Annotated in this window: 29 protein-coding genes; 15 read left to right on the forward strand and 14 right to left on the reverse strand. The window is 71.9% G+C overall.

Translation table 11 applies throughout. The features are described 5' to 3' along the window. Nucleotides 1-285: 285 nt before the first annotated feature. Nucleotides 286-615, forward strand: a complete 330-nt coding sequence (locus ACIPYW_RS17075; RefSeq protein ID WP_400415690.1) for a hypothetical protein — start codon at nucleotides 286-288, stop codon at nucleotides 613-615. Nucleotides 616-707: 92 nt separating this feature from the next. On the opposite strand, the gene ACIPYW_RS17080 is transcribed toward ACIPYW_RS17075, so the two are convergent. Both ACIPYW_RS17080 and ACIPYW_RS17085 read right to left on the reverse strand, forming a co-directional pair. Continuing rightward, complete coding sequence (locus ACIPYW_RS17080; RefSeq protein ID WP_290133939.1) at nucleotides 708-1,538, reverse strand: ABC transporter permease; 831 nt, start codon at nucleotides 1,536-1,538, stop codon at nucleotides 708-710. Then, nucleotides 1,535-2,455, reverse strand: coding sequence for an ABC transporter ATP-binding protein (locus tag ACIPYW_RS17085; protein ID WP_290133938.1), 921 nt, complete (start codon nucleotides 2,453-2,455; stop codon nucleotides 1,535-1,537). Before ACIPYW_RS17085 ends, ACIPYW_RS17080 begins: the two co-directional genes overlap by 4 nt. A 322-nt stretch (nucleotides 2,456-2,777) precedes the next feature. Between ACIPYW_RS17085 and ACIPYW_RS17090 the strand changes: the two genes are divergently transcribed. Beyond that, nucleotides 2,778-3,239, forward strand: a complete 462-nt coding sequence (locus ACIPYW_RS17090; RefSeq protein ID WP_400415693.1) for a DUF4383 domain-containing protein — start codon at nucleotides 2,778-2,780, stop codon at nucleotides 3,237-3,239. 156 nt (nucleotides 3,240-3,395) lie between these two features. Here the strand turns inward: ACIPYW_RS17090 and ACIPYW_RS17095 are convergent, their stop codons facing one another. Continuing rightward, a complete protein-coding gene (locus tag ACIPYW_RS17095; RefSeq protein WP_400415696.1) occupies nucleotides 3,396-5,144 on the reverse strand; it encodes an APC family permease in 1,749 nt (582 codons plus the stop codon). Between the two features lie 148 nt (nucleotides 5,145-5,292). Here ACIPYW_RS17095 and ACIPYW_RS17100 point away from each other — a divergent pair, with 148 nt between their 5' ends. After that, nucleotides 5,293-6,633, forward strand: a complete 1,341-nt coding sequence (locus tag ACIPYW_RS17100) for a flavin monoamine oxidase family protein (RefSeq protein ID WP_400415698.1) — start codon at nucleotides 5,293-5,295, stop codon at nucleotides 6,631-6,633. A gap of 152 nt (nucleotides 6,634-6,785) precedes the next feature. Here the strand turns inward: ACIPYW_RS17100 and ACIPYW_RS17105 are convergent, their stop codons facing one another. The 3 genes from ACIPYW_RS17105 to ACIPYW_RS17115 form a co-directional block, all read right to left on the reverse strand. Next, nucleotides 6,786-7,943, reverse strand: coding sequence for a Gfo/Idh/MocA family protein (locus ACIPYW_RS17105; RefSeq protein WP_400415700.1), 1,158 nt, complete (start codon nucleotides 7,941-7,943; stop codon nucleotides 6,786-6,788). Next, nucleotides 7,940-8,755, reverse strand: a complete 816-nt coding sequence (locus ACIPYW_RS17110) for a sugar phosphate isomerase/epimerase family protein (protein WP_400415702.1) — start codon at nucleotides 8,753-8,755, stop codon at nucleotides 7,940-7,942. Before ACIPYW_RS17110 ends, ACIPYW_RS17105 begins: the two co-directional genes overlap by 4 nt. 114 nt (nucleotides 8,756-8,869) lie before the next feature. After that, on the reverse strand, nucleotides 8,870-10,237 hold the full coding sequence (locus ACIPYW_RS17115; protein WP_400415704.1) for an MFS transporter: 1,368 nt from the start codon (nucleotides 10,235-10,237) through the stop codon (nucleotides 8,870-8,872). A 156-nt stretch (nucleotides 10,238-10,393) separates the two neighbouring features. Here ACIPYW_RS17115 and ACIPYW_RS17120 point away from each other — a divergent pair, with 156 nt between their 5' ends. The 3 genes from ACIPYW_RS17120 to ACIPYW_RS17130 are packed head-to-tail and all read left to right on the forward strand — an operon-like array spanning nucleotide 10,394 to nucleotide 12,085. Continuing rightward, nucleotides 10,394-10,978, forward strand: a complete 585-nt coding sequence (locus tag ACIPYW_RS17120) for a TetR/AcrR family transcriptional regulator (RefSeq protein WP_400415706.1) — start codon at nucleotides 10,394-10,396, stop codon at nucleotides 10,976-10,978. A gap of 25 nt (nucleotides 10,979-11,003) precedes the next feature. Then, nucleotides 11,004-11,678, forward strand: coding sequence for a DUF433 domain-containing protein (locus ACIPYW_RS17125; protein WP_400415708.1), 675 nt, complete (start codon nucleotides 11,004-11,006; stop codon nucleotides 11,676-11,678). Between the two features lie 2 nt (nucleotides 11,679-11,680). Then, nucleotides 11,681-12,085, forward strand: coding sequence for a hypothetical protein (locus ACIPYW_RS17130; protein WP_400415710.1), 405 nt, complete (start codon nucleotides 11,681-11,683; stop codon nucleotides 12,083-12,085). 29 nt (nucleotides 12,086-12,114) lie between these two features. Here the strand turns inward: ACIPYW_RS17130 and ACIPYW_RS17135 are convergent, their stop codons facing one another. Genes ACIPYW_RS17135 through ACIPYW_RS17150 form a run of 4 tightly spaced genes read right to left on the reverse strand, consistent with a single transcriptional unit; the run spans nucleotide 12,115 to nucleotide 14,209 of the window. Then, a complete protein-coding gene (locus ACIPYW_RS17135) occupies nucleotides 12,115-12,921 on the reverse strand; it encodes a DNA-formamidopyrimidine glycosylase family protein (RefSeq protein WP_400415711.1) in 807 nt (268 codons plus the stop codon). 45 nt (nucleotides 12,922-12,966) lie between these two features. Further along, nucleotides 12,967-13,383, reverse strand: a complete 417-nt coding sequence (gene arr / locus ACIPYW_RS17140) for an NAD(+)--rifampin ADP-ribosyltransferase (RefSeq protein ID WP_400415713.1) — start codon at nucleotides 13,381-13,383, stop codon at nucleotides 12,967-12,969. 2 nt (nucleotides 13,384-13,385) lie between these two features. Further along, nucleotides 13,386-13,607, reverse strand: a complete 222-nt coding sequence (locus tag ACIPYW_RS17145) for a hypothetical protein (protein WP_400415716.1) — start codon at nucleotides 13,605-13,607, stop codon at nucleotides 13,386-13,388. Next, a complete protein-coding gene (locus ACIPYW_RS17150; protein ID WP_400415717.1) occupies nucleotides 13,604-14,209 on the reverse strand; it encodes a TetR family transcriptional regulator in 606 nt (201 codons plus the stop codon). Before ACIPYW_RS17150 ends, ACIPYW_RS17145 begins: the two co-directional genes overlap by 4 nt. 97 nt (nucleotides 14,210-14,306) lie before the next feature. Here ACIPYW_RS17150 and ACIPYW_RS17155 point away from each other — a divergent pair, with 97 nt between their 5' ends. The 8 genes from ACIPYW_RS17155 (at nucleotide 14,307) to ACIPYW_RS17190 (ending at nucleotide 23,050) form a co-directional block, all read left to right on the forward strand. Further along, nucleotides 14,307-16,382, forward strand: coding sequence for an ArnT family glycosyltransferase (locus ACIPYW_RS17155; protein ID WP_400415720.1), 2,076 nt, complete (start codon nucleotides 14,307-14,309; stop codon nucleotides 16,380-16,382). Between the two features lie 94 nt (nucleotides 16,383-16,476). Then, nucleotides 16,477-17,064, forward strand: coding sequence for a molybdenum cofactor guanylyltransferase (locus ACIPYW_RS17160; RefSeq protein ID WP_400415722.1), 588 nt, complete (start codon nucleotides 16,477-16,479; stop codon nucleotides 17,062-17,064). A 45-nt stretch (nucleotides 17,065-17,109) separates the two neighbouring features. Further along, nucleotides 17,110-17,376, forward strand: coding sequence for a DUF6457 domain-containing protein (locus ACIPYW_RS17165; protein WP_400415723.1), 267 nt, complete (start codon nucleotides 17,110-17,112; stop codon nucleotides 17,374-17,376). After that, nucleotides 17,373-18,542 carry a molybdopterin molybdotransferase MoeA gene (locus ACIPYW_RS17170; RefSeq protein WP_400415724.1) on the forward strand — a complete coding sequence of 390 codons (1,170 nt, stop codon included), beginning with the start codon at nucleotides 17,373-17,375 and terminating at the stop codon, nucleotides 18,540-18,542. Before ACIPYW_RS17165 ends, ACIPYW_RS17170 begins: the two co-directional genes overlap by 4 nt. Before the next feature lie 47 nt (nucleotides 18,543-18,589). Continuing rightward, nucleotides 18,590-19,471 carry a formate dehydrogenase accessory sulfurtransferase FdhD gene (fdhD, locus tag ACIPYW_RS17175; protein WP_400415726.1) on the forward strand — a complete coding sequence of 294 codons (882 nt, stop codon included), beginning with the start codon at nucleotides 18,590-18,592 and terminating at the stop codon, nucleotides 19,469-19,471. Beyond that, nucleotides 19,468-21,762: an FdhF/YdeP family oxidoreductase gene (locus ACIPYW_RS17180; protein ID WP_400415727.1), complete on the forward strand. Its 2,295-nt coding sequence runs from the start codon at nucleotides 19,468-19,470 to the stop codon at nucleotides 21,760-21,762. The genes fdhD and ACIPYW_RS17180 overlap by 4 nt, the downstream gene beginning before the upstream one ends. An 8-nt stretch (nucleotides 21,763-21,770) precedes the next feature. Then, on the forward strand, nucleotides 21,771-22,655 hold the full coding sequence (locus ACIPYW_RS17185) for an aminoglycoside phosphotransferase family protein (RefSeq protein WP_400415729.1): 885 nt from the start codon (nucleotides 21,771-21,773) through the stop codon (nucleotides 22,653-22,655). Nucleotides 22,656-22,834: 179 nt separating this feature from the next. Continuing rightward, nucleotides 22,835-23,050, forward strand: coding sequence for a PLDc N-terminal domain-containing protein (locus ACIPYW_RS17190; protein WP_400415731.1), 216 nt, complete (start codon nucleotides 22,835-22,837; stop codon nucleotides 23,048-23,050). A 6-nt stretch (nucleotides 23,051-23,056) separates the two neighbouring features. On the opposite strand, the gene ACIPYW_RS17195 is transcribed toward ACIPYW_RS17190, so the two are convergent. Genes ACIPYW_RS17195 through ACIPYW_RS17210 form a run of 4 tightly spaced genes read right to left on the reverse strand, consistent with a single transcriptional unit; the run spans nucleotide 23,057 to nucleotide 25,330 of the window. Further along, entirely contained in the window at nucleotides 23,057-23,737 is a 681-nt protein-coding gene (locus ACIPYW_RS17195; protein WP_400415734.1) for an HAD family hydrolase, read from the reverse strand. A gap of 2 nt (nucleotides 23,738-23,739) precedes the next feature. After that, the gene (locus ACIPYW_RS17200) at nucleotides 23,740-24,690 is read right to left on the reverse strand and encodes a DUF389 domain-containing protein (RefSeq protein ID WP_400415736.1); all 951 of its coding nucleotides are present in this window, start codon (nucleotides 24,688-24,690) and stop codon (nucleotides 23,740-23,742) included. 47 nt (nucleotides 24,691-24,737) lie between these two features. Beyond that, on the reverse strand, nucleotides 24,738-24,953 hold the full coding sequence (locus ACIPYW_RS17205) for a hypothetical protein (protein WP_400415738.1): 216 nt from the start codon (nucleotides 24,951-24,953) through the stop codon (nucleotides 24,738-24,740). After that, nucleotides 24,953-25,330 carry a hypothetical protein gene (locus tag ACIPYW_RS17210; RefSeq protein ID WP_400415741.1) on the reverse strand — a complete coding sequence of 126 codons (378 nt, stop codon included), beginning with the start codon at nucleotides 25,328-25,330 and terminating at the stop codon, nucleotides 24,953-24,955. The genes ACIPYW_RS17205 and ACIPYW_RS17210 overlap by 1 nt, the downstream gene beginning before the upstream one ends. Before the next feature lie 281 nt (nucleotides 25,331-25,611). On the opposite strand from ACIPYW_RS17210, the gene ACIPYW_RS17215 reads away from it, so the two are divergent. Beyond that, nucleotides 25,612-26,376: an aminoglycoside phosphotransferase family protein gene (locus tag ACIPYW_RS17215; RefSeq protein ID WP_400415744.1), complete on the forward strand. Its 765-nt coding sequence runs from the start codon at nucleotides 25,612-25,614 to the stop codon at nucleotides 26,374-26,376. Nucleotides 26,377-26,387 lie beyond the last annotated feature (11 nt).

Here is a 26,387-nt window from a genome sequence, read left to right on the forward strand (position 1 = left end):
ACCGGCGGGGGTGCTGCACGTCCTGCCCGTCCTGCCACGGGACTCGGCCTCAGCGACAATCCTCGCGGCCGTGAGCGCGAGGAGTGTCGCTCACTGCGAGACTCGCGCGCCGCAGCGCGAGTCTCGCGCGCCGCTCGGGCTCCCCGGGATCGTCCGCCCGGCGCGGAACCGCACAGATGATGCACAGACCGTGACGCACCGACGGGGTCGGACGTATCCTTGACCCCCGGAAGCAACGGCGGTTCCGTGTCCCCACCCTGATCCCTCCAGCACGAAGAGCTTCCCGTGTCCGAACACCGCATCGAGTACGTCGCCCGCGACCGCACGGGCATCACCGCCGTCGTCACGACCACGAGCGTCATCGACGTCGACACCGTGATCCGCAACATCAGCGCCGGTCACTCCGGCTACTACGTCGCCCGGAACTGGAAGCGCACGCCCGTCCGGAGTCTCACCTCGTTCGGCGGCGCGTACCTCTTCGCGAACTGGGACGGCTCGAAGCGCAACATGCTCCACGACCTCGCGTTCCCGGCCAGCACCCGCACGGTGCCGCTCGCGGTCCGACGCCCGTCACGGCTCCGCGAAGCCGTCGCGGCCCTGCTCGGCCGCCGCTGACGCCCGTCACTCGACGGGGACCCCGGGAGGCCCGGACCACGTGAGCTGACCTGCTCGCGTGATCCGGGCCTCCCGTCAGTCCGTCGACGTCGTCAGACGTCGCGCGACCGCGCCGCGGCGAGCGCGATCGCGCCGATCACGACCACCTCGCCCGCGAGGACCCCGAAACCACCCCAACCGCCGAGGTGCAGGCCGTCGCCCTGCTGCGCACCCGAGTCGAACGTGTACAGCTGCGCCCCGGCGGAGGACGGCAGGAACTGTGATGCGTCCATGATCCACTGCTGGTTGGTCAGCCCGCCGATGATCTGCACGATCGTTGGCAGGACGAGCAGGATGCCGAGCGTGATGGCGATGCCGCCCGCGCTCGACCGCACGAGGAGTCCGATGCCGAACGCCAGGAGCGCGACGAGCGTCACGTAGACCGACGAGCCGAGGATCGGCATGAACACCGCCGGGTCCGCGAGGTCGGGGCGGATGTCCCGATCGGCCTGCAGCGCGGTGGTGATCGCGACGCCGATCCAGGTGGCGACGGCGCTGACCACGAAGGTCGTCAGCGCGAGGACGAACGCCTTCGCGAGCACGACGCCGGTGCGCCCGGGGTCCGCGGTGAAGGTGGACCGGATCTGCCCGGTGCCGTACTCCCCCGTGATGATGAGCACGCCGAGGACCCCGACGACGAGCGCGGTCAGCGACACACTGGCGGCGCTGACCTGCACGATGAGCTCGTTCGCCACCGCGGTCGGTGCACCACGCTGGACGCCGGTGTCGACGGCGCCGAGCAGGGAGGCCATCGCGAGGGTCAGGACGACGACGATGGCGTAGCACCAGACCGTCGACCGGATGCTGCGCAGCTTGATCCACTCGCTCCGGACGAGGCGCGGGAAGGAGAGGCTCGTGGAGCGGGGCATGGTGACGGCGCTCATCGGACGCCCTCCGATCGGTACTCGACGTCGTCGCGGGTGAGTGCCATGTAGGCCTCCTCGAGGCTGGCGCCCATCGGGGTGAGCTCGTGGATCGGTGCGCCGACCTGTGCGGCGACGTCGCCGATGCGCTGCGCGTCGGGGCCGACGACCACGAAGGCGCCGTCCTCGCGCGGGGTGATGGCGGACGCGGCGGAGCCGATCGCGCCGAAGAGCTGGTCGGGCGCGGGCGTCCGGACGAGCACGCGGTTGCCGCCTCCGTTGCCACCTCCCGCGACGAACTCGGCGATCGGGGCGTCGGCGAGCACCCGGCCGCGACCGAGCACGACGACACGGTCGGCCGTCTGCGCCATCTCGCTCATGAGGTGGCTGGAGAGGAACACGGTGCGGCCGTCGGCGGCCATGCGGCGGGCGAGCTGGCGGACCCAGAGGACGCCGTCGGGGTCGAGGCCGTTGACCGGCTCGTCGAGGATCAGGGTCTTCGGGTCGCCGAGCAGTGCCGCCGCGATGCCGAGGCGCTGCCCCATGCCGAGCGAGAACCCACCGACGCGCTTCTTCGCGACCGCGTCGAGGCCGGTCATGTCGATGACCTCGTGCACCCGGGCCTTCGGGATGCCGTGCGTCGCCGCGAGTGCGAGCAGGTGGTTGTAGGCGCTCCGCCCGGAGTGGACCGCCTTCGCCTCGAGCAGCGCCCCGACCTGCCGGAGCGGGTCGGAGAAGCTGCGGTAGGGCGCGCCGTTGACGATCGCCCTCCCCGAGGTGGGGCGGTCGAGGCCCATGATCATGCGCATCGTCGTGGACTTGCCCGCGCCGTTCGGCCCGAGGAAGCCGGTGACGCTCCCGGGTCGGACGACGAACGAGACGTCGTTCACGGCGATCTTCTGGCCGTAGTGCTTGGTGAGGTGCTCGACTTCGATCACGCAGCCAACGCTAGGGGGACGCTCAGGCCACGCGCGTCCCCCGCACGACGGAGATCTGGTCCGAGCCACGCACCCCAGAAGGAGGGGGGCCAGTCCGCCGAGCGCAGTGACCCGAACCGGGTCCACAGGCAACGTGCAGGCTGGATCGGCACAGCACACCTGGAGCACGACGGAGCAGCAGCCGGCACGGCAGGAGTTCGCACGAGCCCCTCCAAACCACCGGATGGTCCGCTCCGAAGAACCTGTGCGACTGGGACAGTTCCGTGGCGATCTCCGCCACGGGCCCATCGAGTTCGAACCCACCGTTCGGAAGGACCGCACCATGACCGCACACAGCACTCCCGCCCGCACCGGCTTCGCCGCCACGCTGACCCAGAAGGTCGCGCTGCTCTTCGGCGTCGTGTTCCTGCTCGTCGGCATCGCCGGCTTCATCCCCGGCCTGACGATGGACATGGGCTCGATGTCGATGGCCGGCCACGGCTCGATGGCCCTGCTCGTCGGCGTCTTCCAGGTGTCCGTCCTGCACAACATCGTCCACCTGCTCTTCGGCGTCGTCGGCGTCGTCGCCGCCCGCTCCCACGTCGGCTCGCGGAACTACCTCGTCGTCGGTGGCATCGTCTACTTCGTCGTCTTCATCTACGGCCTCTTCACTGCCGGCATGGCGACCGGCGCGAACTTCGTGCCGCTGAACAGCGCGGACAACGTGCTGCACCTCATCCTCGCGGTCGCGATGGTCGTCCTCGGCCTCGTCGTCCCGCGCATCGGCGCGCGCACCGCGCGCTGACGTCGTCGGGTGGGCCGGGCGACCGGCCCACCCTGCGGTCGCCGGAGATCAGGGGTGACCACACGACGGCCTGGAGGCCCGGTACCAGCTGGTACCGGGCCTCCAGTGCGTCAGGCGGTCACGTCGGCCGCGGGGCGGACGCGCAGTGCTCGGACCTCAGCCGTCGCGACGGTCGTCGCGACGCGACCGCGTGCGCCGGAAGCGATTGCCCGTCTCCTCGTCCACGGCGATGCTGCCGGTCGGCAGGTTCGACATGTCCGGCGCGATGACCGTCGGCTCGCGGCCGGAGTCGGGCAGGCCCATCGTCGGGAGGCCCTCGGGTGTGTCGAGCACGAGCACGGGGGTCCGGGCCGTGAGCGTCCGGCCCGCGAAGAAGTCGGGCGACCGCAGCCACCACACGACCATGAGCACGACGCCGATCAGGATCGCGCCGATCCCGACCACCGCGACCGCTCCGATCCCGAGGATGGTGACGTCGTGGCCGGCGTCGTCCTGCAGCCAGTCGGGCTGAGCGAACTGCACGAGGCCGTAGACGAACGTCACGGCGAGGACGATCCCGCCGGCGAGGGGAACCAGGCCGCGCATGACGGCGTTCCGGACGCTCGAGAACAGGGTCCGCCGGTACACCCACACGCACGCGAACCCGGTGAGGCCGTAGTAGAACGCGATCATCAGGCCGACCGACCCGATGAGGGCGGTGAGCAGGTTCGTCGAGATGACGGTGAAGAGCACGTAGAACCCGATGGACGCGAGGCCCATGCCGACCGTCGACCACGTCGGGGTCAGGAACCGCTTGTGGATCCGGGCGAACTGGGTCGGCAGTGCCTTGTACGCGGCCATCGAGAGCGCGGTGCGGGCGGTGGGCAGGATCGTCGTCTGGGTGGACGCCGACGCAGAGGTCAGGATCGAGAACGCGAGCAGTGCCATCGCGGCGTGCCCGATGAACGAGTCGCCGAAGAGCGTGGGGCCGATGGCCGAGAACACGTCGTCCGCGTTGGTCTGCGACCCGAGGCCGATGCCCTTCGTGCCGACCCCGGCGAACGCGATCGCGGCGATGGACACCAGCGCGTAGATCACGAGCAGCAGCACGGTGCTGATGACCGCGGCGCGACCGGGGGTCTTCTCCGGGTCCTTCGTCTCCTCGTTGAGCGACACCGCGGTGTCCCAGCCCCAGTAGATGAAGATCGCGGTGAGCATGGCGGGCGCGATCACGGACCCGAAGTCCATGCCGCTCGGCCAGAGCCAGCTGAGCGACGGGGTGATCGATCCGTCGACGCCGTGGCCGGTGCCGACCCGGACCAGGGCGACCGACGCGAACATCACGAGGACCAGCACCTCGACGCCGAGCAGCACGTACTGCAGGCGAGCCGAGACCTCGACGCCGACGTAGCAGATGAAGGTCATCACGGCGATCCAGAGCACGCCGGCCACCGTCGACCAGAGGGTGCTGCTCCCCAGCGCGCTGATCGCCGGGTCGTTCGTCATCACCCCGACGAAGGTGTACCCGTACGAGCCGGCGATCTGCGCGAGGTTCGCCATCACGATGATGTCCGCGGCGATGATGCCCCAGCCGCCGAGCCACCCCGTGACCGCCCCGAACGCTCGGGTCGCCCAGGTGAAGGTCGTGCCGCAGTCCGGGTCCTCCTTGTTGAGCTCCTGGTAGGCCACGGCGATCATCCACATCGGGATGAACGCGAGCAGCATGATCGCCGGCGCCTTGACGCCCGCGAGGAGCGCCCCGCCGCTCGCGACCACCAGGCCGAGGCTCGCAGCCAGGCTGTACGCCGGCGCCGTGGACGAGATGCCCATGACGACGCTGCCGAACAGGCCGAGCGCGCCCGTCCGAAGGCCCTTGTCGACCGCCGTCGTGTCGGTGGCCGCAGTCACCACTCCGCCGTCCCGCATGACCAGCCACCTCTCGGATGTGTCACGCGACGAAATCCGTCGCCGAGGATCCACTGCACCGTGCATCCGAGCACTGAAACTAGCGCCTCGCGACGGGATCCGCACTACCCTGTGATGATCGTGATCCGCCGCCGAGAGGAGCACCAGCGTGGGAACCGCCTCGTGGGACGTCGTCGTGGTGGGTGCGGGGGTGGCCGGGCTGACCGCGGCACGACTGCTGCAGGACGCCGGGCGCCGGGTCGTGGTGCTCGAGGCGCGCGACCGTGTCGGCGGGCGGGTGCACACCGAGCGGACCGGCGGGCAGGTCACCGACAGCGGGGCGTCGTGGATCCACGGGATCGACGGCAGCGCGGTCGCGGACGCGGTGCGGGCGTTCGGGCTGCCGACCGTGGAGTTCACCGTCGGCGGCTACCAGGTGGACGGCCGTCCGATCGCGTACCACGCGCCGGACGGCCGCCGTATGTCCGACGCCGAGGCCGTACGGTTCGCCGACGACGTGCACGCCGTCGACCGGACCCTCGTGGACGTCATCGCGGTGTCGGCCCCGGCGGACTCCTACCGCATGGTCGTCGAACGGGCGGTGGCCGCGCAGGGGTGGGACGCCGAACGCGCCGAGCGGGTCCGCGAACACCTCGAGCACCGCAGCGAGGAGCAGTACGGGGTGGGCGCGGACGAGCTGGCGGCGCACGGCCTCGACGACGACACCATCGAGGGTGACGAGGTCGTGTTCCCGCAAGGGTACGACGAGCTGCCGGCGCGCCTCGCCGAGGGGCTCGACGTTCGGCTCGGGCACACCGTCACCGCGGTGTCGCGCGGTCTCGGAGGAGTCGTCGTCACGGTCGACGACGGCGCACGCTCCACGCCGTTCGCCGCGGGCAGCGCGGTCGTGACCGTGCCCGTCGGTGTGCTGCAGGCGGGCACGATCACGTTCGACCCGCCGCTTCCTGATCGACACCGGGAGGCCCTCGGCCACCTGCGGATGAACGCCTTCGAGAAGGTGGTGCTGCGGTTCCCGGAGCGGTTCTGGGACGATGACGTGTACGCGGTCCGGCAGCTCGGTCCCGAGGGATCGTGGTGGCACTCCTGGTACGACCTCACCCGGATCGACGGCGAGCCGACGCTGCTGACGTTCGCGGCGGGGCCGGCGGGGCGGGCGATCCGCGGGTGGTCCGCCGAGCGGGTCGCCGCGTCGGTGCTCGACCAGCTGCGACGGCTGTACGGCGACCGGGTGGCCGCGCCGACCTCGGTGCTCGTGACCGCGTGGCAGGACGACCCCTGGGCGCTCGGGTCCTACGCGCACATGCTGCCGGGGTCGACCACGGCGGACCACGACGACCTCGCGGAGCCGATCGACGGCGTGCTGCACCTCGCGGGCGAGGCGACGTGGACGGACGACCCGGCGACGGCGTCGGCGGCGTTGTACTCGGGGCACCGTGCGGCCGAGCGGGTGCTCGGTCGGTCGGTGCCCATCGCCCGCCTCTGGGCCTGACCGCGCTCTCCGCGCGGCGCGCGCCGCGCGCACGCTGGCGCCGCCCGAGACTCGGGCCGGCGGACAGTTTCGTGGCCTCATCACCACGAAACCGTCCGCCGAGCCGAGTCTCGGCGGATAGCCCCGGCGCGGGGGCGCGCGACCGCGGGCCGTCAGACGCCGGCGGTCACCGTGTCGAGCGTGGCCGCGAAGGGGTCGAAGCCCTCCGGCAGCGACGCGATCGGCGCGACGGTGGACTCGACCTCGACGAACGCACGGCGCTCGACGGACTCCTCCACCGCGACCATCGTGTCGAGCACGTGGTACCCCACCTCGCCCGTCGCGATGTGCGAGCCGCCGCCACGGATCGCCCGCGCCATGTCGAGCACGCCGAGCCCGCGGCCGGCGGTGGGCTCCTCGTCGAGGACTGTCTCCCACGCCTGCTCGAACGGGAACGAGACATCGGCACCCAGCGGCCGTGCGATGCGGATCGGGTGGCCGCCGCCGAAGGTGTTCGGGTCGGGCAGGACGATCGTGCCCTCGGTGCCGTTCACCTCGAAGACGCCGTGGCGGAACAGCGGGGTGTCGAACGAGAGCAGCGACTGCGCGGAGCCGCCCTGCTCGAAGGAGGTCAGGACGGAGAGGTGGGTGGGCACCTCGACCGGGAACTCCTGGCCGGCGTTCGGCCCGACGACGAGCTGGCGGGTGTCCCGCGACGTCGAACCGGTCGCGACGACCGACGCGATCGGTCCGAGCAGGTGCACGAGCGCCGTGAAGTAGCACGGGCCCATGTCGAACAGCGGCCCCGCGCCCTTCGCGTAGAGGAACGACGCGTTCGGGTGGAACACGTCGGGCCCCTGCCACTGGAAGCTCGTGACGGCGGTCAACGGGGTGCCGATCGCGCCGGACTCGATCGCGCGCTTGGCGGTCTGCCAGCCGGAGCCGAGCACGGTGTCGGGCGCGATGCCGAGCCCAAGCCCGAGCGACTCGGCGAGGGCGACCAGCTCGGCGGCGGACGCACGGTCGACCCCGATCGGCTTCTCGCTCCACACGTGCTTGCCGGCGCGGAGGGCGGCGGTCGAGACCTCGACGTGCGTGGCCGGCAGCGTGAGGTTGACGACGATCTCGACGTCCGGGTCCGCGAGGACGTCGTCGCCGGTGCCGGACGCCGCGACGCCCCACTTCGCAGCCGACGCCGCCGCACGCTCGGTGTCGATGTCGCCGATGCGGACGACCTCGACGTCGGGGAACCGCGTGAGGTTCGTGAGGTACTGCTCGCTGATCATGCCGGCGCCGATGAACCCGATGCCGACCTTCCCGGTGCGGGTCATGCGGAGACCGCTTCCTTGTTCAGCGTGGCGTCGAGCCACCGGTAGGACTGTTCGACCCCGTCGAAGATCTCCCCGTCGAAGCCGTCGAACTCGATGACGGCGTACTCGAGCGCAGGGGCTGCGGCGATGGCTTCGGCGAGGCGGACGTCGCCCTGGCCGGCCGGGGTCTGGTCGGTCGGGATCGAGGCGGTGGAGATCCCGTCGTGCATCGGCCCGTCCTTCACGTGCACGGCGACGATCCGGTCACCGAGCTCCTGGATGAACGGCACGAGGTCGATGCCGGCTGCCGACGCCCAGTACAGGTCGAGTTCGAGCACGACACGGGTGTCGAGCAGCTCGGCGAGCACCTGGAGTGCGGGCTTGCCGTCGATCTGCGGCCGGAGCTCGTGGTCGTGGTTGTGGTAGCCGACGCGCATGCCGTGCTCGGCGGCCTCGGCGGCGGCCTCGTTCAGCCGGGCGGCGACGCGCTCGACACCCTCGCGGGTGGTCCACTCGTCGGCGCCGACGAACGGGTCGATCACGATCTCGAGGCCGAGCTCAGCGGCCGCCGCGAAGGTCTCGGCGTGGGACGGTGCGGTCATCACGGAGCCGTCGGGCAGCGGGATCTCCTGCTGCACGAGGAAGGCGTGACCGGTCTTCGCGGTGATGCCGTGCGCGTCGAACGCCCGCTTGAGTTCGGCGGACCGGCCGACGAACGCGAAGGCCTCGACGGTGTCGAAGCCGATCTCGGCGAGACGGCGGACGCCACCGTCGAGGTCGGGCTCCAGCGCGGCGTTCACCGTGTAGAGCTGCAGGGAGATGGCGGGTGCCATGGTGGGTCCTTTCCGAAGTGACCGGACTGGAGGCTCCGAAGTGACCGGACTGGAGGCGCGACTCGCGTTGCGGACGCAGGTCGCGCCTCCAGGCGGTCTCCTTGCGCGTCTGCGCTACTTGACCGACTTGATGGGGAAGATGACGAGGGCCCCGAGCAGGACCGCGACGCCGGCGCCCCAGAGCATGAGCGTGTAGTTCTGCCCGCCGCCGATGCCGAGGAGGAAGAGACCGACGGCCGGTGCGAGCGACTGCGGCAGGGCGTTGGCGATGTTGATGACACCCAGGTCCTTGCCGGGACGCTCCGGGTCGGGCAGGACGTCCACGACGAGCGCCGTGTCGATCGCGGCGTAGATGCCGAAGGCGAAGCCCATCACGATCTCGGCGAAGTAGAAGGCGTTGACCGAGTCGGCGTGGGCGAGCATGACGAGTCCGACCGCGGTGAGGGCCGTCGAACCCCACACGAAGACCTTGCGGCGGCGGATGCGGTCCGACACCCAGCCGGAGACAGCGGCACTGACGAGCAGGGCGAGCGTGTAGAGGAGCACACCGAACGCCACGGCCGCGACCGCCTCACCCTTGGGCAGACCGAGGTGGCTCTGCATGTAGAGCACGCGGTACGTCGTGAACATGAACGTGCCGAAGGTGATGAGGAAGCGCCCCCACCAGGCGAGTCCGAAGTCCGGGTGCTTGATCGGGTTCGTCCAGAACGAGCTGATCAGGTGGATCCAGCTGAACGGCTTGAGCGGGGTCGTGGGGAGGTCGTCGCGAGCGACGATCGAGTACACGACGATCACGAGGACGGACAGGATACCCGGCGCGATGAACAGGACCGGCAGGTTGCCCACGAGGTACACCGCGAGGTAGATGCCGGCCAGGATCGCGACGTTCTGTGCGAGCGCGATCACACTGGACGCCTTGCCGCGCTGGAACTCCGGCACGTTGTCGGCGAAGCTCGCCGTCAGGGTCGCGAGGACCGCGTTCGCGGAGACCTGGGCCAGCACCCATGCGAGGGTGAGCTGCAGGATGTCGGGCGAGTAGGCGATCCACGCGAGTGCCGCGAGGAAGACGACGACACCGCCGACCATCCACGGGCGACGACGCCCCCAACGCGTGCGGGTGCGGTCGGAGAGCGCCCCGAACAGCGGGTTCGCGAGGAGGGCACCGATCGCGCCGAACGGCAGGACCGAGCCGACGACCGACTCCGGGCTCGTCGGGTTGATGACCTCGGCCTTGATCGACATGCTGACCATGACCGGGGTGAGCAGCCCCGCGAACAGGCCGAACTGGGCGATGCTGAGTGCCCACATGTACCCGGCGCCGACACGGACGCTGCTGACGGCCTGCGTGATGCCCTCGACCGAGAACGCACGCGATGCCGCTGCAGGGTCGGAGCTCGTCGCCCCGGCGGCCGCGGTGACCGGCGGGGTGGCGGTGCCGGCGAGACCGGACTTGGGTTCTTCCTTCGACGTCGGTGTCGACATGACTCCTCCTCGAGCCACAGGGGGCTGACGCCCGTCTGAATACCTAGTGCTGATAGGTGACCGCGACAGTAGCACTCAAAACCTCCGGTCGGAAGTTTTTGACGCGATCGTTTCGGAGCGCCGTGTCCGCTCTCCGCCGCGCCGTAGCCTGGACGGGTGAGTTCCAACGTGGGAAGCGGCGTCCGGGGTCCGTACGCCAAGGGGATCCAGCGGCGGCAGGAGATCCTCGACCGGACGCTCGACGTCGTCGCGAGCCGCGGGATCGACGGCACCTCGCTCCGGGCCATCGGCGACGCGATCGGGATCTCGCACGCGGCGCTCCGGCACTACTTCTCGTCACGCGAGGCCCTGCTCGTCGAGGTGCTCCGCGAGCGGGACGTCCTGTCGGCGCGGATGCTCGAGGCGGTCCCCGGGGTCGTCGCCGGCATGACCGCGGTCGCCGACCACAACGTCCGCGAACCGGCGCTCGTCACGCTGTACACGACACTGCTCGGTGCCTCGGTCGAGCCGGGCAACGAGGAGGCACGGGCGTTCTTCACCGAGCGGTTCGAGGCCGTGCGGGCGGACCTCGCGGCGCAGCTCCGGGACGAGCTCGCGGCGTCGGGGCGGTACTCGGACGCGGACCTCGAGCAGGTGGCGTCGCTCATCATCGCGGCGTTCGACGGGCTGCAGGTGCAGTGGTTGCTCGACCGGAGCATCGACATCGCGGGGACGCTGCGGTTGCTCGAGCGGGTGCTCTGAGTCCTCCGCGCGGTAGGCTGTTTGCATGCAAACACCGATCGGCGACGCGGCACACACGACCCCGATCTACTCCCTGACGGAGGCAGCGCAGATCGTTCGCGCCCCGTCGACCTCGTTCGCGCGGTGGGCGCACGGGCACCGGTTCAGGCAGCGGAGCGAAGGCGAGTGGGGGTGGAGTGCGCCCATCCTCACCGGGGTGCGACCGGGGCGGAGCTTCACGGTCCCGTTCAACGCGCTCGCAGAGGCCTACATCGTGGAGTCGTTCCGCCGTGCCGGTCTCCCGATGGCTCGGATCCGGCCCGCGGTCGACGTCCTCCGCCAGGAGATCGGACTGGAGGATGCCCTGCTCAGCGAGAAGCTCCGGACCGACGGCGCCGAGATCCTCATCGACAACGGCGACCGAGACCTCGTCGTCGTCCGGAACCACCAGGGCGTGTTCCGGGACGTCGTCGACCAGTACCTGCAGAGCATCGTCTACCGCGAGGGGTTCGTGGACTTCCTCCGGCTCCCCGCCTTCGAGCACATCGAGGTGATCGTCGATCCACACCGCAACTCGGGTCAGCCGACCGTGGCGAAGATCGGCGTCCGCGTCGAAGACGTGGTCAGCCGGGTCCGCGCCGGCGAGGCGATGTCGGACGTCGCGGACGACTTCGGCCTCGAGCCGGTGGAACTCCGGTCGCTCCTCCTGCAGGCCGCGTGACGATGGGCGAGTGTCGCTTCCTGCTCGATCGTTCCGTCGGCGGCCGCCTCCTCATCGCGCGCCTCCGGGGCGCCGGGTGGGACGCCGTCACCCTCGCGGAGCAGTTCGGCGACGAGCGTGCGCAGCGGATGGCCGACGAGGAGTGGATCGCGGCGGGGACCCGGGCCGGGTTCGTGCTCCTCGCGAAGGACCACCGGATCGCGAGCCGACCACTCGAGGCGCTGGCCGTCCACGTCAACGACGCACGTGTGGTCACCTTCGCGCGAGGCGAGCTCACCGCTGCCCAGATGGGCAACCTCTGCTTGCTGCACGAGGCTGCGATCCACCGGCTCGCCCGCGTGCAACCCCCGTTCGTGATGGCGCTCACCGCAGCAGGGCTGCGACGGAAGCGGCTCAACGTTCCCTGAGACGCAGTCGTCGGCTCCGGCTCCGGCGGTCAGCGCGTCGTCGGCGCCGGCTGGCAGCGGGGACACCACCACACCCGCCGCGCGGGCGACCCCGCCACCTCGACGTCGTCGCGCGCCCGCACCCGGGTCCCGCACCGGAGGCACGGTCGCCCGGCTCTCCCGACGACCCAGTGTCGCTCCCCGCGTCGCAGTACCCCGGTCGTCACCTGGTAGGCGTCCGGCACGGTCGCCGAGTGCCGCAGCATCCGGCGCGCCGTGTCGAGGGCCGACGGGACGTCGACGTCGCCGACCGGACGGTCCGGGTGGGCGCCGCGGACGAAGCAGAGCTCGTTCGCCCAGAGGTTCCCGAGGCCCGCGACCCGGCGCTGGTCGAGGAGGACCGTCCGGATCGTCGCGTCGGGGTCGCTCGTGCAACGGCGGACGGCTTCGTCGCGGTCGAAGTCGTCGTGCAGGAGGTCGGGGCCGAGGTACCCGACGACGCGGGACTCCTCGGCGGTCGGCACGAGTTCGACGCCCGGCAGGTCGATGCCCCACACCGTCCGGCCGTCGTCGAGCGCGAGTCGCACGCGGGCGTCCCGCGCCACGTGGAGCGGCAACCGTCGCCCGGGGGCGGTCACGGTCCACGAGCCCTGCATCCGCATGTGCGTGTGGAGGGTCGTGCCGTCGTCGAAGCGGGTGAGGAGGTGCTTGCCGTGCGTGGCGTGGCCGCTGACGCGCTGCCCACCGAAGGCGTGCCCCGCATCGGGGCCGCCGCGGAGCTCACCAGCACGGACCCGTGCCCCGTCGACCGCTCGGAGCCGCACGGCGAGCCGGTGGACGGAGTCACCCTCAGGCATGGCCGCACGGTACATCCGACGACCGACAGTGACCGCCGTCGGACGTCAGTTGATGATCTCCGCCCGGTCGCGCTGCATCGTCGCCAGCCGCTCCCGCCACGTCTCGCGCGCCTCGGGCGTCAGCCGCGTCCAGTCGTGGACCTCGCGCACGATCCGCAGCGGCGCCGTCGTGCGGTACGACCGCGTGGGGTTGCCGGGGAACTTCTTGTCGGTGACGTTCGGGTCGTCCTCGAAGGACCCGGTCGGCTCGACCTCGTAGACGTGCGGGTCACCGGCACCGGCGAGCAGGACCGCGAGCTCCGCGGCGAGTCCACCGCCGTCCGGGAGCGCCGTGAAGTAGACGTGGTTCATCACGACCTCGGGGCGGTAGTTCGACGGCCGACCCGCCACGAGCAGGTCCCCCTCCTGCAGCACCGCGAGGGTGCCGTGGAAGAACGGTCCGGTCTCGTCCGCTGCCGCCACGGTCAGACCTGCGGCCGGAACACGGCGATCGGCGGGCCGTCGTCACCAGGGTCGTGCGTCTCGTCGGTGGCCACCCAGGTCCGGCCGTCGTGCTCGACCGACTCCGGCAGCTCACCACGCACCAGCAGGCGGACGGACGGCTCGTCGCCGTCGACGAGGTCGATGCCGTACGCGTCCGGCTCCTCGGGTCCGGCGGCCGGGTTGTCCCTCACGAACTCGCTCATGCGCCCAGCGAACTCCCACGCGGCCGGGAATCCGCCGACCGTCCGAGCAGCGCCGCCACCGCGTCGACTACGGCCTGCCGCCGCCGCTGCGGGGCCACTGCCGCGACGGGACCCTCGGCCTCCGGCGCGGTCTCCGCCCAGAACGCCGCCAGGTGCTCGACCAGCCCGAGCAGCACGGCCGGTCGGAAGGTCCGGGGCAGCACGCCAGCTCGCTGTGCTGCCTCGACCGTGGCGACGGCGTCCGCCCTGGCGCCCTCGAGCGACTCGACCGGACGGCCCTCGAGCCGGTGCCAGGTCAGGAGCCGCGGCACCCACGGCCGCCGGGTGTAGGCGTCGTGCAGACGACCGGCGTACTCGGCCAGGTCGTCCACGTCGAGCGGGGCCTCGGCGGCGAGCTCGGTCGCGGTCTGCTCGAGGAGCGCCTCGTACAGGCCGTCCTTGCCGCCGAAGTAGTGGAACAGCTGGGCCTTGTTGCTGTCGGCAGCGGCCGCGATCCGCTCGACCTTCGCCCCGGTGACGCCCTGCGACGCGAACTCGTCACGGGCCGCGTCGAGGAGTCGTGCGCGGACGGCGTCGGCCGGCGGCGGTGTGAAGCGGGGCATGGACCCACGCTACCGGCGGGGACGACCTGAACGAACCCGCTGCCGGACCCGGGCGGATCTCCGGCTCCCTCATCGATGCGCGCAGCACATTGCCGTCATGACCATGCCCGACCGCACCGGTGCGCGTCCCGCCCGCTGGCTGCACCAGCCGCGGCGCCAGCTCGCCGTCCTCATCCTCGTCGTCGTGCTCGGCGCCGTCCTGACGAGCTGGAACCTCGCACGGGGCGGCGACTCGGACTTCTACGCCGCCGCCGCCCGCTCGATGTCCGAGTCCCTGCCCGCCTTCCTCAGCGGTTCGTTCGATCCCGGCGCGACCGTGACGCTCGACAAGCTCGCGGGCTTCGCGGTCCCCCAGGCGATCAGCGTGCACCTGTTCGGCATGTCCACGGCCGCGCTCGCGCTGCCGCAGGTGATCGAGGGCGCGGTCACGACGGTGGCCGTGTCGGTCGTGGGGCTGCGGTGGGCCGGCGCGCGGGTCGGCCTCGTCGCGGCTGCCCTCGCGGCGGCCACCCCGATCTTCGTGTCGATGTTCGGGCACCCGATGGAGGACGGCCTCCTCACCATGGCCCTCGCCGTCGCGCTCGTCTGGTGGCAGCGTGCCGCCCTGACCGGGCGCTGGTGGCCGCTCGTGCTCGCGGGGCTGTTCGTCGGCGTGGGCTTCCAGGCGAAGATGCTCCAGGCATGGCTGGTCGTCCCGGCACTCGTCGTCGGGACGGTGGTGGCGCTGTCGGCCCCGGGCGCTCGGTGGAGTCGCACGCTCGGGCACGTCGGGGTGCTCGTCGCGTCGACGCTCGTCGCGAGCCTCGCGTGGTCGGTGGTGGTCGAGCTGCTCCCGACGGCGGACCGCCCCTACGTCGACGGCTCGACGGACAACAGCATGTTCGCGATGGTGTTCGGGTACAACGGCGTCGACCGATTCCTCCCCGGCGCCTGGCCGGGCGCCGTCAGCGCGCTCGGCGGCGCGTTCGCCCGCGCCGGTGCCCACCTGGCCCACGGCTTCCACGGCCTCGGCGGCGTGCGGCACCGCACCGGGACGACCCTCCTGCAGCTCTTCTCGCCGCGGTACGCCTCGCAGGTGGGCTGGTCGTGGCCAGCCGCGCTCGCCGGGATCGGGATCGGCGCGGTCCGGTGGTGGCCGCGTCGCACCGGCCGGGAGGCACGTCCCGCCTTCGCAGCGCTCGTCACGGTCTCCGTGTGGCTGGTCACCGCGCTCGCGGTGCTGTCCGTCATGCGTCTCCCGCACACCGCCTACGTCGCCGGCATCGGCGTCCAGCTCGCCGTGCTCGCTGCGGTCGGCTGGTGGGGCGCGGTGTCACTGGTCGACGCTGCGGACCGACGGCTCCGCGCCGTCCCGGTCGGGCTCCTCGTGGTGCAGGGCGCCTGGTGGACGTGGCTCGCGCGGTCGTCCGCCGAACCGGTAGTGCTCGGCGCGGTGGCGGTGGGGCTGACGATCGCCGCGCTCATCGCACTGCTCGTGCATTGGGGCGGAGTCTCCGTGCGGACCGGCACGCGCGGGCGACGGGCGAGGACGGCACTGCTCGTCGCCGCGGTCGTCGCCGGGCCGGCCTGCTTCTCGCTGCAGGCCCTCGACGCGGCACGGGACGGCAGCGGCGGTGACGCGTCGGTGGGGACCGGCAACGGCGCGTTCGCGTTCGGCGGCCACACCCCGAACCGGGCGTTCGCGCTCGCCCGACAGGGGATGGCGGGAGCCGACCGGAGCGTCGTCCCGAGCTCGGCCTTCCGCATCTCGACGCCGGACGTCTGGGGCGGCCACTCGACGCTGACGCCCGCCGAGGCCGCCCTGGTCCGGACCGCCGAGCAGGACGGTGGCGGACGGGACGGCCGGCCACTCTTCCTGTCCGACTCGTGGCGCATCTCCGCGGACGTCATCGGCGACACCGGGCGTGAGGTCCTCACCGACGGCGGGTTCTCCGGGCACGTGCCGGTGTTCACCGCGGCCCAGATCGAGCGACTCGTCGCGACCGGGACCGACCGGCTCCTCGTCGTCGCGTCCTCGGCCACGAGCAGCGACCCCGTCGTGCAGGCGTCCGACGCGCTCGGGTGCACGACCGTGCGGCACTGGGGGTCGACGTCCACGTCGAGCGGCCCGTCCGGAACCGGCCGCGGTGGGTTCGACGCCGAGCCGTCCTTCACCTTGGAACGCTGCCACTGAGCGCGGACCGGCCACGTGCCGCGACACGGCCCGCGTGCGGTCGAGCGGTGCGTGGCGGAGTCGAGCCGTGCCTCCAGGCCGGTAGCGTGCGGACGTGTCCGCCCTCCCGTCGTTCGACGCCGTCCTGCTCGCAGGCGGACGCGCCGCGCGTCTCGGGGGCATCGACAAGACCGCGCTCGGCGCGCCCGGTGACACCCTGCTCGACCGCGCGGTGCACGCCGCCGCCGGCGCCCGGCGGACGGTCCTGGTGGGGTCGAGGGAGGACGCCCGGACGCCGACCGGGATCGTGCTCGTCCGTGAGGACCCGCCGTTCGGCGGTCCGGTGAGCGGGCTCGCCGCGGGCCTCGGTGCCGTCCCGGCGGGCGCCCCGCTCACGCTGGTGCTGGCCTGCGACCTGGTCCGGCCGGTGGAGGCCGTGACGCTCCTGCTCCGAGCCGTCGATCCTGCAGGCGACGATGCAGAGCGGGACGGGTGGGTCACGGTCGACGACGACGGACGCCGCCAGCCGCTCCTGGCGCTGTACCGGTCGACGCCCCTCCGGACTGCGGTCGACAGCCTCGACGAGGTCGTCGGTGCGTCGCTGCGTCGGCTGACGGCTCCGCTCACGCTCGTCGAGGTCCCCGTGCCCTCCGCACTCTGCGCGGACGTCGACACCCCGGACGACGCCGGACGGCTCACCTGAGCCCATCGAGATGCCCGGTGCCCCCGGCACTGCTTGACTGGCGGCATGACCACAGACGACGTCCTCGCCGCGTGGAAGGCCGAGCTCGCCGAGGCGCTCGGGCTCCCCGCGGACGCCACCATCGACATCGGTGTCGTGCTCGACCTCGCGCGTGATGCCGCCCACGGGGTCGCCCGTCCGGCGGCGCCGCTCACGACGTTCCTCGTCGGGTACGCGGCCGGGCTCCGCGGCGGCAGCTCCGAGGACCTGTCCGACGCCGTCGCCACCGCGACCCGCCTCGCCGCGGCGCGCGCCGAGCAGGACGGAGCGTGAACGGCGACCCGGTGCAGTGGGCCGACGCCCGGGCAGCGGCGCACGCGGCCGGGGCTGCACTGTGCGAGCTCGGGGTCCGGGTGGACCTCGCGGACGGTCTCGGGCGGGTGCTCGCGTCGGACCTGACCGCCTCCGGCGCGGTGCCCGGCCACGACGGCGCCGCGATGGACGGCTGGGCGGTGGCGGGCGAGGGCCCGTGGTCGCTCGGCGCCGCGATCGTCGCCGGGGCGGCTCCGTCGGCCGAGCGGCTCGACGCGGGTCGGGCGCGGCCGATCACGACCGGGGCGCCGATCCCGCCCGGGACGACGTCGGTCGTGCGCTCGGAGGACGCCGACGTCGTCGACGGACGGCTCGTGCGGCACACCGTCGGGATCCGTCGACACGTCCGGCCCGCGGCCGAGGAGGTCTCCGTCGGGGAGCTGCTCTTCGCCGCGGGGACCGTGCTCACACCGCCCCGGATCGCCCTCGCCGCCGCTTCGGGCGTCGACGACCTCGACGTCGTCCCCGCGCCGACCGTCCGCGTCGCCGTGCTCGGGGACGAGATCGTCGGGCGGGGTGTCCCGGAACCCGGTCGGGTCCGGGACGTGTTCACCATGACGCTCCCCGCCGTCCTGCAGGGGTTCGGTGCGTCGACGGGCACCGCCGTGCGGGTGTCCGACGACCTCGCGGCGACCGAACGGGTGCTCGGTGACGCCGCCGAGCGGTTGGTCGTGACGACGGGCGGGACGGCCGGGTCGTCGACCGACCACGTCCGCGGCGCACTGGGACGGATCGGCGCGGAACTCGTCGTCGACCGCGTCGACGTGCGCCCCGGACGGCCGACGATGCTCGCCCGACGCGGTCGGACGCTGTACCTCTGCCTGCCGGGCAACCCGATGGCGGCGATGGTCGGCGCGGTGCTGCTCGGCGGTCCGCTCGTGGCCGGGATGACCGGACGTGCCCTCGACGAGCCGGGCCGGGTGGCGATCGCCGCCGACGTACCGAACGAACGCTCGGGTGCACTCGTCCTCGCGTACCGGTCGACGCCGGACGGCGCGGTGCCGACCACCCACCAGTCGCCGGCGATGCTCCGCGGGCTGGCGGACGCGGACGGGCTGGCGGTCGTCGAGGCGGGCGGCGTGCGGGCCGGTGCCGTCGTGCCGTCACTCCGGCTGCCGTGGACGTGACCCGCACCGCACTGGTGGGCGACGGGTGCGGGTGGTAGACCCGAGCCATGAACCGGATCACCGCACGGAAGCGGGTCACCCGCATCACCGTCGGCACCTCGCGGTCGGTCCGGGAGGACCTGCTCGCCGTCGAGGAGCCGCTCGAGATCCGGGTCGGCGGCTCATCCCTCGCGATCACGATGCGGACCCCGGGGAACGACGTCGACCTCGCCGCGGGCTTCCTCGTGTCCGAGGGGGTCATCGCACGCGGTGACGACTTCCTCGCTGCCAGGTACTGCGCCGGAGCGACCGAGGAGGGGCTCAACACGTACAACGTGCTCGACGTCACCCTCGCGCCCGGTGTCCCCGCGCCGGACCCGAGCCTGGAGCGTGCCTTCTACACGACCAGCTCCTGCGGGCTCTGCGGCAAGGCGAGCATCGACGCCGTCCGCACGACCTCGCAGCACGCCGTCCTGCACGACGACCTCGTGCTCGACCCGGCGCTCCTCGCGACGTTCCCCGACCTGCTCCGCGACGAGCAGGCCGTGTTCGAGAAGACCGGCGGCCTGCACGCCGCAGCGCTCTTCGACGGACGCACCGGGCGGATGCTCGTCCTCCGCGAGGACGTCGGTCGGCACAACGCCGTCGACAAGGTCATCGGCTGGGCGGTGAAGGAAGGGCGACTGCCCCTGACCGGCACCGTGCTCATGGTGAGCGGCCGCGCGAGCTTCGAGTTGACACAGAAGGCGTCGATGGCCGGGATCCCGGTGCTCGCCGCGGTGTCCGCACCGTCGTCGCTCGCCGTCGACCTCGCGAAGGAGGTCGGCATCACGATCATCGGGTTCCTCCGCGGCCAGAGCATGGTCGTCTACAGCCGCCCCGAGCGCATCGTCGAACCCGACACCACCACCGACAGCAGCAGCGACCGAGAGACCGTGAGCGCACGATGACGAAGCAGCCCCCGACCGACGACGTGACCGACGCTGGGATCGAGGTCGGTGCGCCGAAGGACTGGGCCGCCGGGGTCCCCGGCGTCCTGCACTCGATGGGGCCCGCGCTCGAACAGCTCGGTGCCGCGCGGACCGCCAAGCTCATGCTCGCCCTGAACCAGAAGGGCGGCTACGACTGCATGAGCTGCGCCTGGCCGGACCCGGACGAGCGCAAGACCGCGGAGTTCTGCGAGAACGGCGGCAAGGCCGTGGTGTGGGAGGCCACACCGGTCACCGTGCCGCGGACCTTCTGGGCGGAGCACTCCGTCGACGACCTCGCCGACAAGACCGAGTACTGGCTCGGCATGCAGGGTCGGTTGACCGAGCCGGTGTGGAAGCCCGCGGGGAAGGACCACTACGAGCCCATCAGCTGGGAGCGTGCCTACGAGCTCATCGCGGCGAAGCTCAACGGCCTCGACAGCCCGGACCAGGCGTCGTTCTACACCTCCGGACGCACCTCGAACGAGGCGGCGTTCGTCTACCAGCTCTTCGTCCGGGCCTTCGGGACGAACAACCTGCCGGACTGCTCGAACATGTGTCACGAGTCGACGAGCCTCGCGATGGCCGAGGTCGTCGGCATCGGCAAGTCGACCATCGCGTACGACGACTTCGAGCGGACCGAGCTCATCATCGTGATGGGGCAGAACCCGGGCACGAACCACCCGCGCATGCTCACCGCGCTCGAGGACGCCAAGCAGAACGGCGCGGAGATCGTCGCCGTGAACCCGCTCCCCGAGGCCGGCCTCCGCCGCTACAAGAACCCGCAGCGCGTCCGCGGGGTCGTCGGCCACGGCACCCAGATCGCCGACCAGTTCCTGCAGATCCGGCTCGGCGGCGACATGGCGCTGCTGCAGGCGGTCGCGAAGCGGGTCGTCCTCGCCGAGCAGGCGGCCCCGGGCACCGTGGTGGACCGGGCGTTCATCGACGAGCACACCAGCGGCTACGACGCGTTCGTGGAGCACATCCTGCAGGTCGACGACGACGAGGTCGTCCGCGCCACCGGCCTGTCCCTCACCGAGATCGACGAGCTCGCCGACCGCTACCTGCGCTCGGAGCGGACGATCATCACGTGGGCGATGGGCATCACCCAGCACACCAAGGCCGTCGACACGATCAAGGAGATCATCAACCTCCTGCTGCTCCGCGGGAACATCGGCAAGCCCGGCGCCGGCGCCTCCCCGATCCGCGGCCACAGCAACGTGCAGGGCGACCGCACGATGGGGATCTGGGAGCAGATGCCGGACACCTTCCTCGACGCCCTGGCGCAGGAGTTCCACTTCGACCCGCCGCGTGAGCACGGCGTCGACGCGCTCAAGGGCATCCAGGCCATGCAGCGCGGCGACGTGCGGTTCTGGATGGGGATGGGCGGCAACCTCGTCGGCGCGATCTCCGACTCCCAGCTCGCCGAAGCGCCTTTCCGCGGCACCGAGATGACCGTCCAGGTGTCGACGAAGCTGAACCGCTCGCACGCCGTCGTCGGGAAGGAGGCCCTCATCCTGCCGACGATGGGCCGCACCGAGGTCGACGTCCAGGCCTCGGGACCGCAGTTCGTCTCGGTCGAGGACACCGTCTGCTCCGTGCACGGCAGCCACGGCCAGGTGCCGCCGGTCGCGCCAGGCCTCCGGTCCGAGGTCGCGATCGTCTGCGAGCTCGCCCGTGCCGTCCTCGGCGACCGGGTGCCGATCGCGTGGGAGGCCATGCGCGACGACTACGGCGTCATCCGTGACCACATCAGCCACGTCGTGCCGGGCTTCGACGACTATTCCCGCCGAGCCGGCAGCAAGGAGGGCTTCGTGCTGCCGAACGGCCCCCGCGACTCGCGGACCTTCGCCACGAAGACCGGCAAGGCGATGCTCACCGTCAACGAGCTCGAACACGTCGAGCGCCCCGAGGGCACCCTGCTGCTGCAGACCCTGCGCAGCCACGACCAGTACAACACCACCATCTACAGCCTCAACGACCGGTACCGCGGCATCAAGAAGGGGCGGCACGTCGTCTTCGTGAACCCGGAGGACCTCGCCGAGCTCGGACTCGAGGACGGGCAGCACGTCGACGTCACCACGGTCTGGCACGACGACGTCGAGCGGGTGCTCCGCGACCAGCGCATCGTCGCCTACCCGAGCGCGAAGGGCTGCGCCGCCGCGTACTTCCCCGAGGCGAACGTCCTCGTGCCGCTCGACAGCGCCGCGGAGGGCAGCAACACCCCGGTGTCGAAGGCCGTACCGGTGCGGCTCACACCGGTGGTCGACTGACCCCTCGCATGTGGCCGACGGAGGACGACTGGCGCCGGACGGTGCCGGACCGGCTCGAGGCCGCCGTCGCGCGGTGGGGCCTCCGGCTCGGTCCGGAGATCACGGGCGGCAGCGTCTCGCACGTCCGCGCCGTGACGACCGCCGACGGCCTTCCCGCTGTGCTCAAGCTGTCGTTCCCGCACCGTGAGGCCCGCGACGAGGCCGCCGCGCTCGCCTGGTGGGACGGCCGCGGCGCGGTCCGCGTGCTCGCGTCCGACCCGGAGGACCCGTTCGTGATGCTCCTCGAGCGCTGCGAGCCGGGCACACGACTCGTCGACCGGGAGGACCTCGGCGCGACGGAACGGCTGACGATCGGAGCGGACGCCGTCGCCCAGCTCTGGGCCGCCGGTGCCCCCGACTCCTCCCCGTTCGAACGGCTCGTGGACGTCTGCGACGAGTGGGCGGACCTCGCGGAACGCCGGATGCAGACCCTCGCGCCGCCGCTCGACCCGGGGGTGGTGCGGCAGGGCGTGGCGCTGCTCCGCGAACTCCCCCGGACCGCCCCGCACGAGGTCGTCGTGCACGGTGACCACAACCCGGGCAACGTCCTCGCCGCGGAGCGTGAGCCGTGGCTCGTGATCGACCCGAAGCCGATGACGGGCGACCCCGCCTACGACCTCTGCCCGCTGCTCATGCAGGTCGACGACCCGTTCGCACTGCCCGATCCGCTCGCCGCCGTCGTCGACCGGACAGCGCTCGTCGCGGATCGGACGGGCCTCGACCCGGACCGCATCCACGCCTGGTCGGTCGCGCGGCTCGTCGAGTCGGCGCTCTGGTACGTCAGCCGCACCGAGCTGCCGGAGGCGCAGGACAACGCGGCGCGCGCGGCGCGCATCGCTCACCTGCTCGGGTGAGGCGGGTCGCCCCCGGCGCACGGCCGGGTCGCACCGGACGGGAGGCACGGTGCGGGTCCGCCCCGTGCCTCCCGCCCGGTCCCCCCAGCGGATGACGACATCGCGTGAGCCGATCCGTAGGGTCGATCGGACGCACCGGGCCACCGGTGCGGGAAGGAGAAGACCGCATGGTCTCAGGGATGACCGGTTTCCACGTCCTCGTCCTGCTGGTGTTGCTCGCACTCGACGTGGTCGCGCTCGTGCAGGTGTGGCGCGGCCCTCGGCGGAGCGACGTCGTCAAGTGGGTGTGGACGATCGTGATTCTCTTCGTGCCGGTGATCGGTGTGCTCGGCTGGGCCGTGAACTGGCTGCTCGGCAAGGCGGCAGACCGTCTGAACCGAGGCTCGTCGGCCTGACGCGGTTCAGCCCGCGTCGAGCGCCGTCTCGACCACCGTCGCCAGATCCGGCGCTCCGGGGTCGGCACGGTCGACGAGGACCGCGCGCATGCCGGCACGGCGTGCGCCGGCGACGTCCCGCTCGGGGTCGTCGCCCACGAAGAGGCATGCCTCCGGATCGACCCCGAGTCGCTCGGCGAGGAGCGTGAACGCGCGTGGGTCGGGCTTCTGCACGCCGATCTGCTCCGAGATGCACACGGCGTCGAACGCAGCGTCGAGGCCGGTCCGGGCGAGCTTGTCGAGCTGCTGCGCCTCGGAGCCGTTCGTGAGGAGGCCGATCCGGTACCCGCGCCGCCGGAGGGACCGGAGCAGCGGCGCGACGTCCGGGAACACCCGCCAGGTACCCCGGTAGGCGGCGAGGTAGTCGTCGAAGAGCGCGTCGAGCCCCGCCTCGTCGGCCGGCAGCGCGACGCCGAGGGGCGGGAGGACGATGCGGAGCCGTTCCCGCCGCTGCTCCGCGAAGTCGATCTCGCCCGTCCGCCACCGTTCGTACTGCTCGCCCTCGGCTCGTGACCACTCCGCGAGGACCACCTCGTCGACGTCGACACCGAGTCGGCCGAGGAATCGTCGGACGCCCGTGCGGGCCGATCCTCGGTGGTCGAACAGCGTGTCGTCGAGGTCGAAGCAGACCGCCCGGACCGCGCGCATCGTCATCTCCGGGCTGCCCGAAGATGCTGCAGCCGCCGACCGACCCACCGCCCGAAGAGCAGCTGGACCGCGAGCGTCACCGTACCCGCGAGCAGCAGCCCGGCGAGGTTGACGAGGAGTTGTACCACCGCGCCGGACGCCTCGTCCCAGGCGCCGACCGCCAGGGTGAGGCCGACCGTCCCGACGGCGGGGACGGTCGTGATGGAGATGAACACCCCGACGAGCGCGGACGGCTTCGCCGAGGTGATCGACAACACCCCCGCGATGCCGGCGAGTGCCGCGATGACGAAGGACCACCCGTCCGGCGCGACGATGAACTCGGTCTGCTGCCCGGTCGTCGCCTGCTCGTAGGTGATCAGTCCTGCAGCGTAGAGGGCAGCCCAGAGACCCCACGACACGAGCGCCGAGCCGGCGAACCCGGCGAGGAGCGTCGCCAGTGCAGTACCCGCGATGCCGAAGCGCCGACGGACAACGGCGTAGCAGGTCGCAGCGATCGGCGCGAACTCCGGCCCGACCACCATCGCGCCGATGATGAGGACGGGCTGGTCGAGCAGCCGGCCGATACCGGCGATGAGCGTCGCCAGGAGGAGGAACGTGAAGAAGGACACGGAGGGGCGCGCGTCCTCCCGGGAACTGTCCGCGAGCTGCGCCCAGAGCACTCCGTCGGCAGGGTGTCCCGGCGCTGCTCGCTCGGCGGCGTCCGCGGCGTCGGACACCACCGTCACCGGGTCGTACACGGCGATGGTGCCCTGCTCCGGAACGCCGGCGTGCCGGAGCATCCGCATGACGTTGTTCGCGTTCTCCCGGGCCATGTCGAAGAGGAGCAGGTCGCCCTGCCCGTCGAGGCAGGCTCCGCGCAGGACTGTCACGTCCGAGACGGTCGGGTCCGTCGACAGCCGTGCTCGGAGCTCCTCCGCGAGCGGAGCGGGAGCGGAGACGCGGACCGAGAGCATGTCGCCAGTGTGGCGGAGAACGAGCGGGGCGGTTTGACCGGCCGTGATCAGCTGACGGTGACCGCTCGGGTGCAGAGGTCCGACGCGAGCATCATGTCGGTCGCCGCCTCGAAGAGTCCGTCGGCGTGCACCCGTTCGAGCCGGCGCGACGCGACGAGCGCGGCGATGCCCTGCGTGAAGGCAGCGTCGGAGGCGGACCGCCATCGGCGTCGGCTCGACGTCGGCACCGGCTCGTCCGACGAGCCGGTGCCGACGTCGTCCATCAGTTCTGCGCGACGCAGACCTCGTGCGCACTGGTCACGTGGCCGGTCGAGGCCCCGAACTGGAACGTGAAGGTGTGGTAGCCGGAGTTGTAGCTGTACGTGCCGTTCTTCTTGACGATCCGGAGCAGGTTCGTCCCGGCGGAGTCCCGGTCGGCGGACCCGAAGAGGTGGATCTCACCCGTGCTCGTCCAGTTCAGCTGCGCCGTCTTGTTCCCGCACCCGAAGGTCAGGAGCGAGCCGATCTTCTCCGCGTGCGCCGGACCGCCCGTGAACATGCCCGCGGTGATCAGGGCCGCGGTCGCGAGCAGGAGCGCACCAATGCGCTTGCGGCCGGTGAGGGCGAACGATCCGTTGCGAGCAGTAGTGTCGGTGACCATGTCTGCCTCGATTCTGTGTGGTTGAGAATGCAACTTCGGCATTCCGCTGGGACGGTAACACCGTCCTCGGCACGGCCGCAGTCCGCTGTTGTGCGGACCGAGGTCATAGTCTCGGCCACCAGCCCTGACGATGGTGACGGCATCGCCCCGACCACGATGCGGCGGACGAGAGGGTGACCGTGCCGCGTGACCGGGTGAACCACCGAGAGGTCGACCTGGCGCCCGTGGCCGCCACACTCGAACAGGTCTGGCCCACCCTTCGGTGGCGCGATCGGCGTTTCGTGCACGGAGCCTTCCACGGCGTGGTGCTGCTGCAGGAGGTCGCGGTCCGGGTGGCCTTCGGCACCGACCACGCGCGGCGCACATCGGCAGAGGTCGGGAACTCGCGGCGGTTCCACGGTCTGCCGCACGGACTCACCGTCTCCGCGCCGCTGCTCGGGCCCACATCGACACGGGACTGGACGGCCTCGGTGTCCACGCGGATCGACGGTGCGGCGCTCGCTGCGTCCACCTGGGCGGACGCACGACGGGTCTACCTGCCCGTGCTGGAGCGGCTGAGGAGCGTGCCGACGGACCTCCCGGAGGCGAAGGCGCTCCGGCCGGTCCGCGACTGGTGCGGTGGCGACGAGTGGCCGACCCTCGTGGACGAGGTGGCGCGGGTCTTGCCCACCTCGACGCTGCGCGGACTGGCACGAGGAGTGGTCGCGAGGCTCCTCCGGGCGGAGTCGGACACGGAGCCCACGGTCGTCCACGGAGACCTCAATCCGTTCAACATCCTCGTCGGGACACACTCGATCGGACTGATCGATGTCGATCACGCGTCGGTCGGTGACCCCGCGATCGACCTGTCCTGGCTCGTCCGGAGCTTCCCTGCCGATGAGCTGCGACGAGACCTGCGTCCCGACGAGCTCGCCCGAGCGAGCGTGCACCGCGCTGCGGGGCCGCTCCAGCTCGCGGTCGCCGCACACCGCAACGGCGACAGGGCCCTGATGCACCACGCCCTCCGCAACTTCACGTCACGAGCGGTGGCGGCAGCACAAGGGTGACGTCGCGCGGG

It is taken from the genome of Curtobacterium sp. NPDC089689 (genome assembly GCF_044749145.1).
In the GTDB taxonomy this organism is placed as follows: Bacteria; Actinomycetota; Actinomycetes; order Actinomycetales; family Microbacteriaceae; genus Curtobacterium.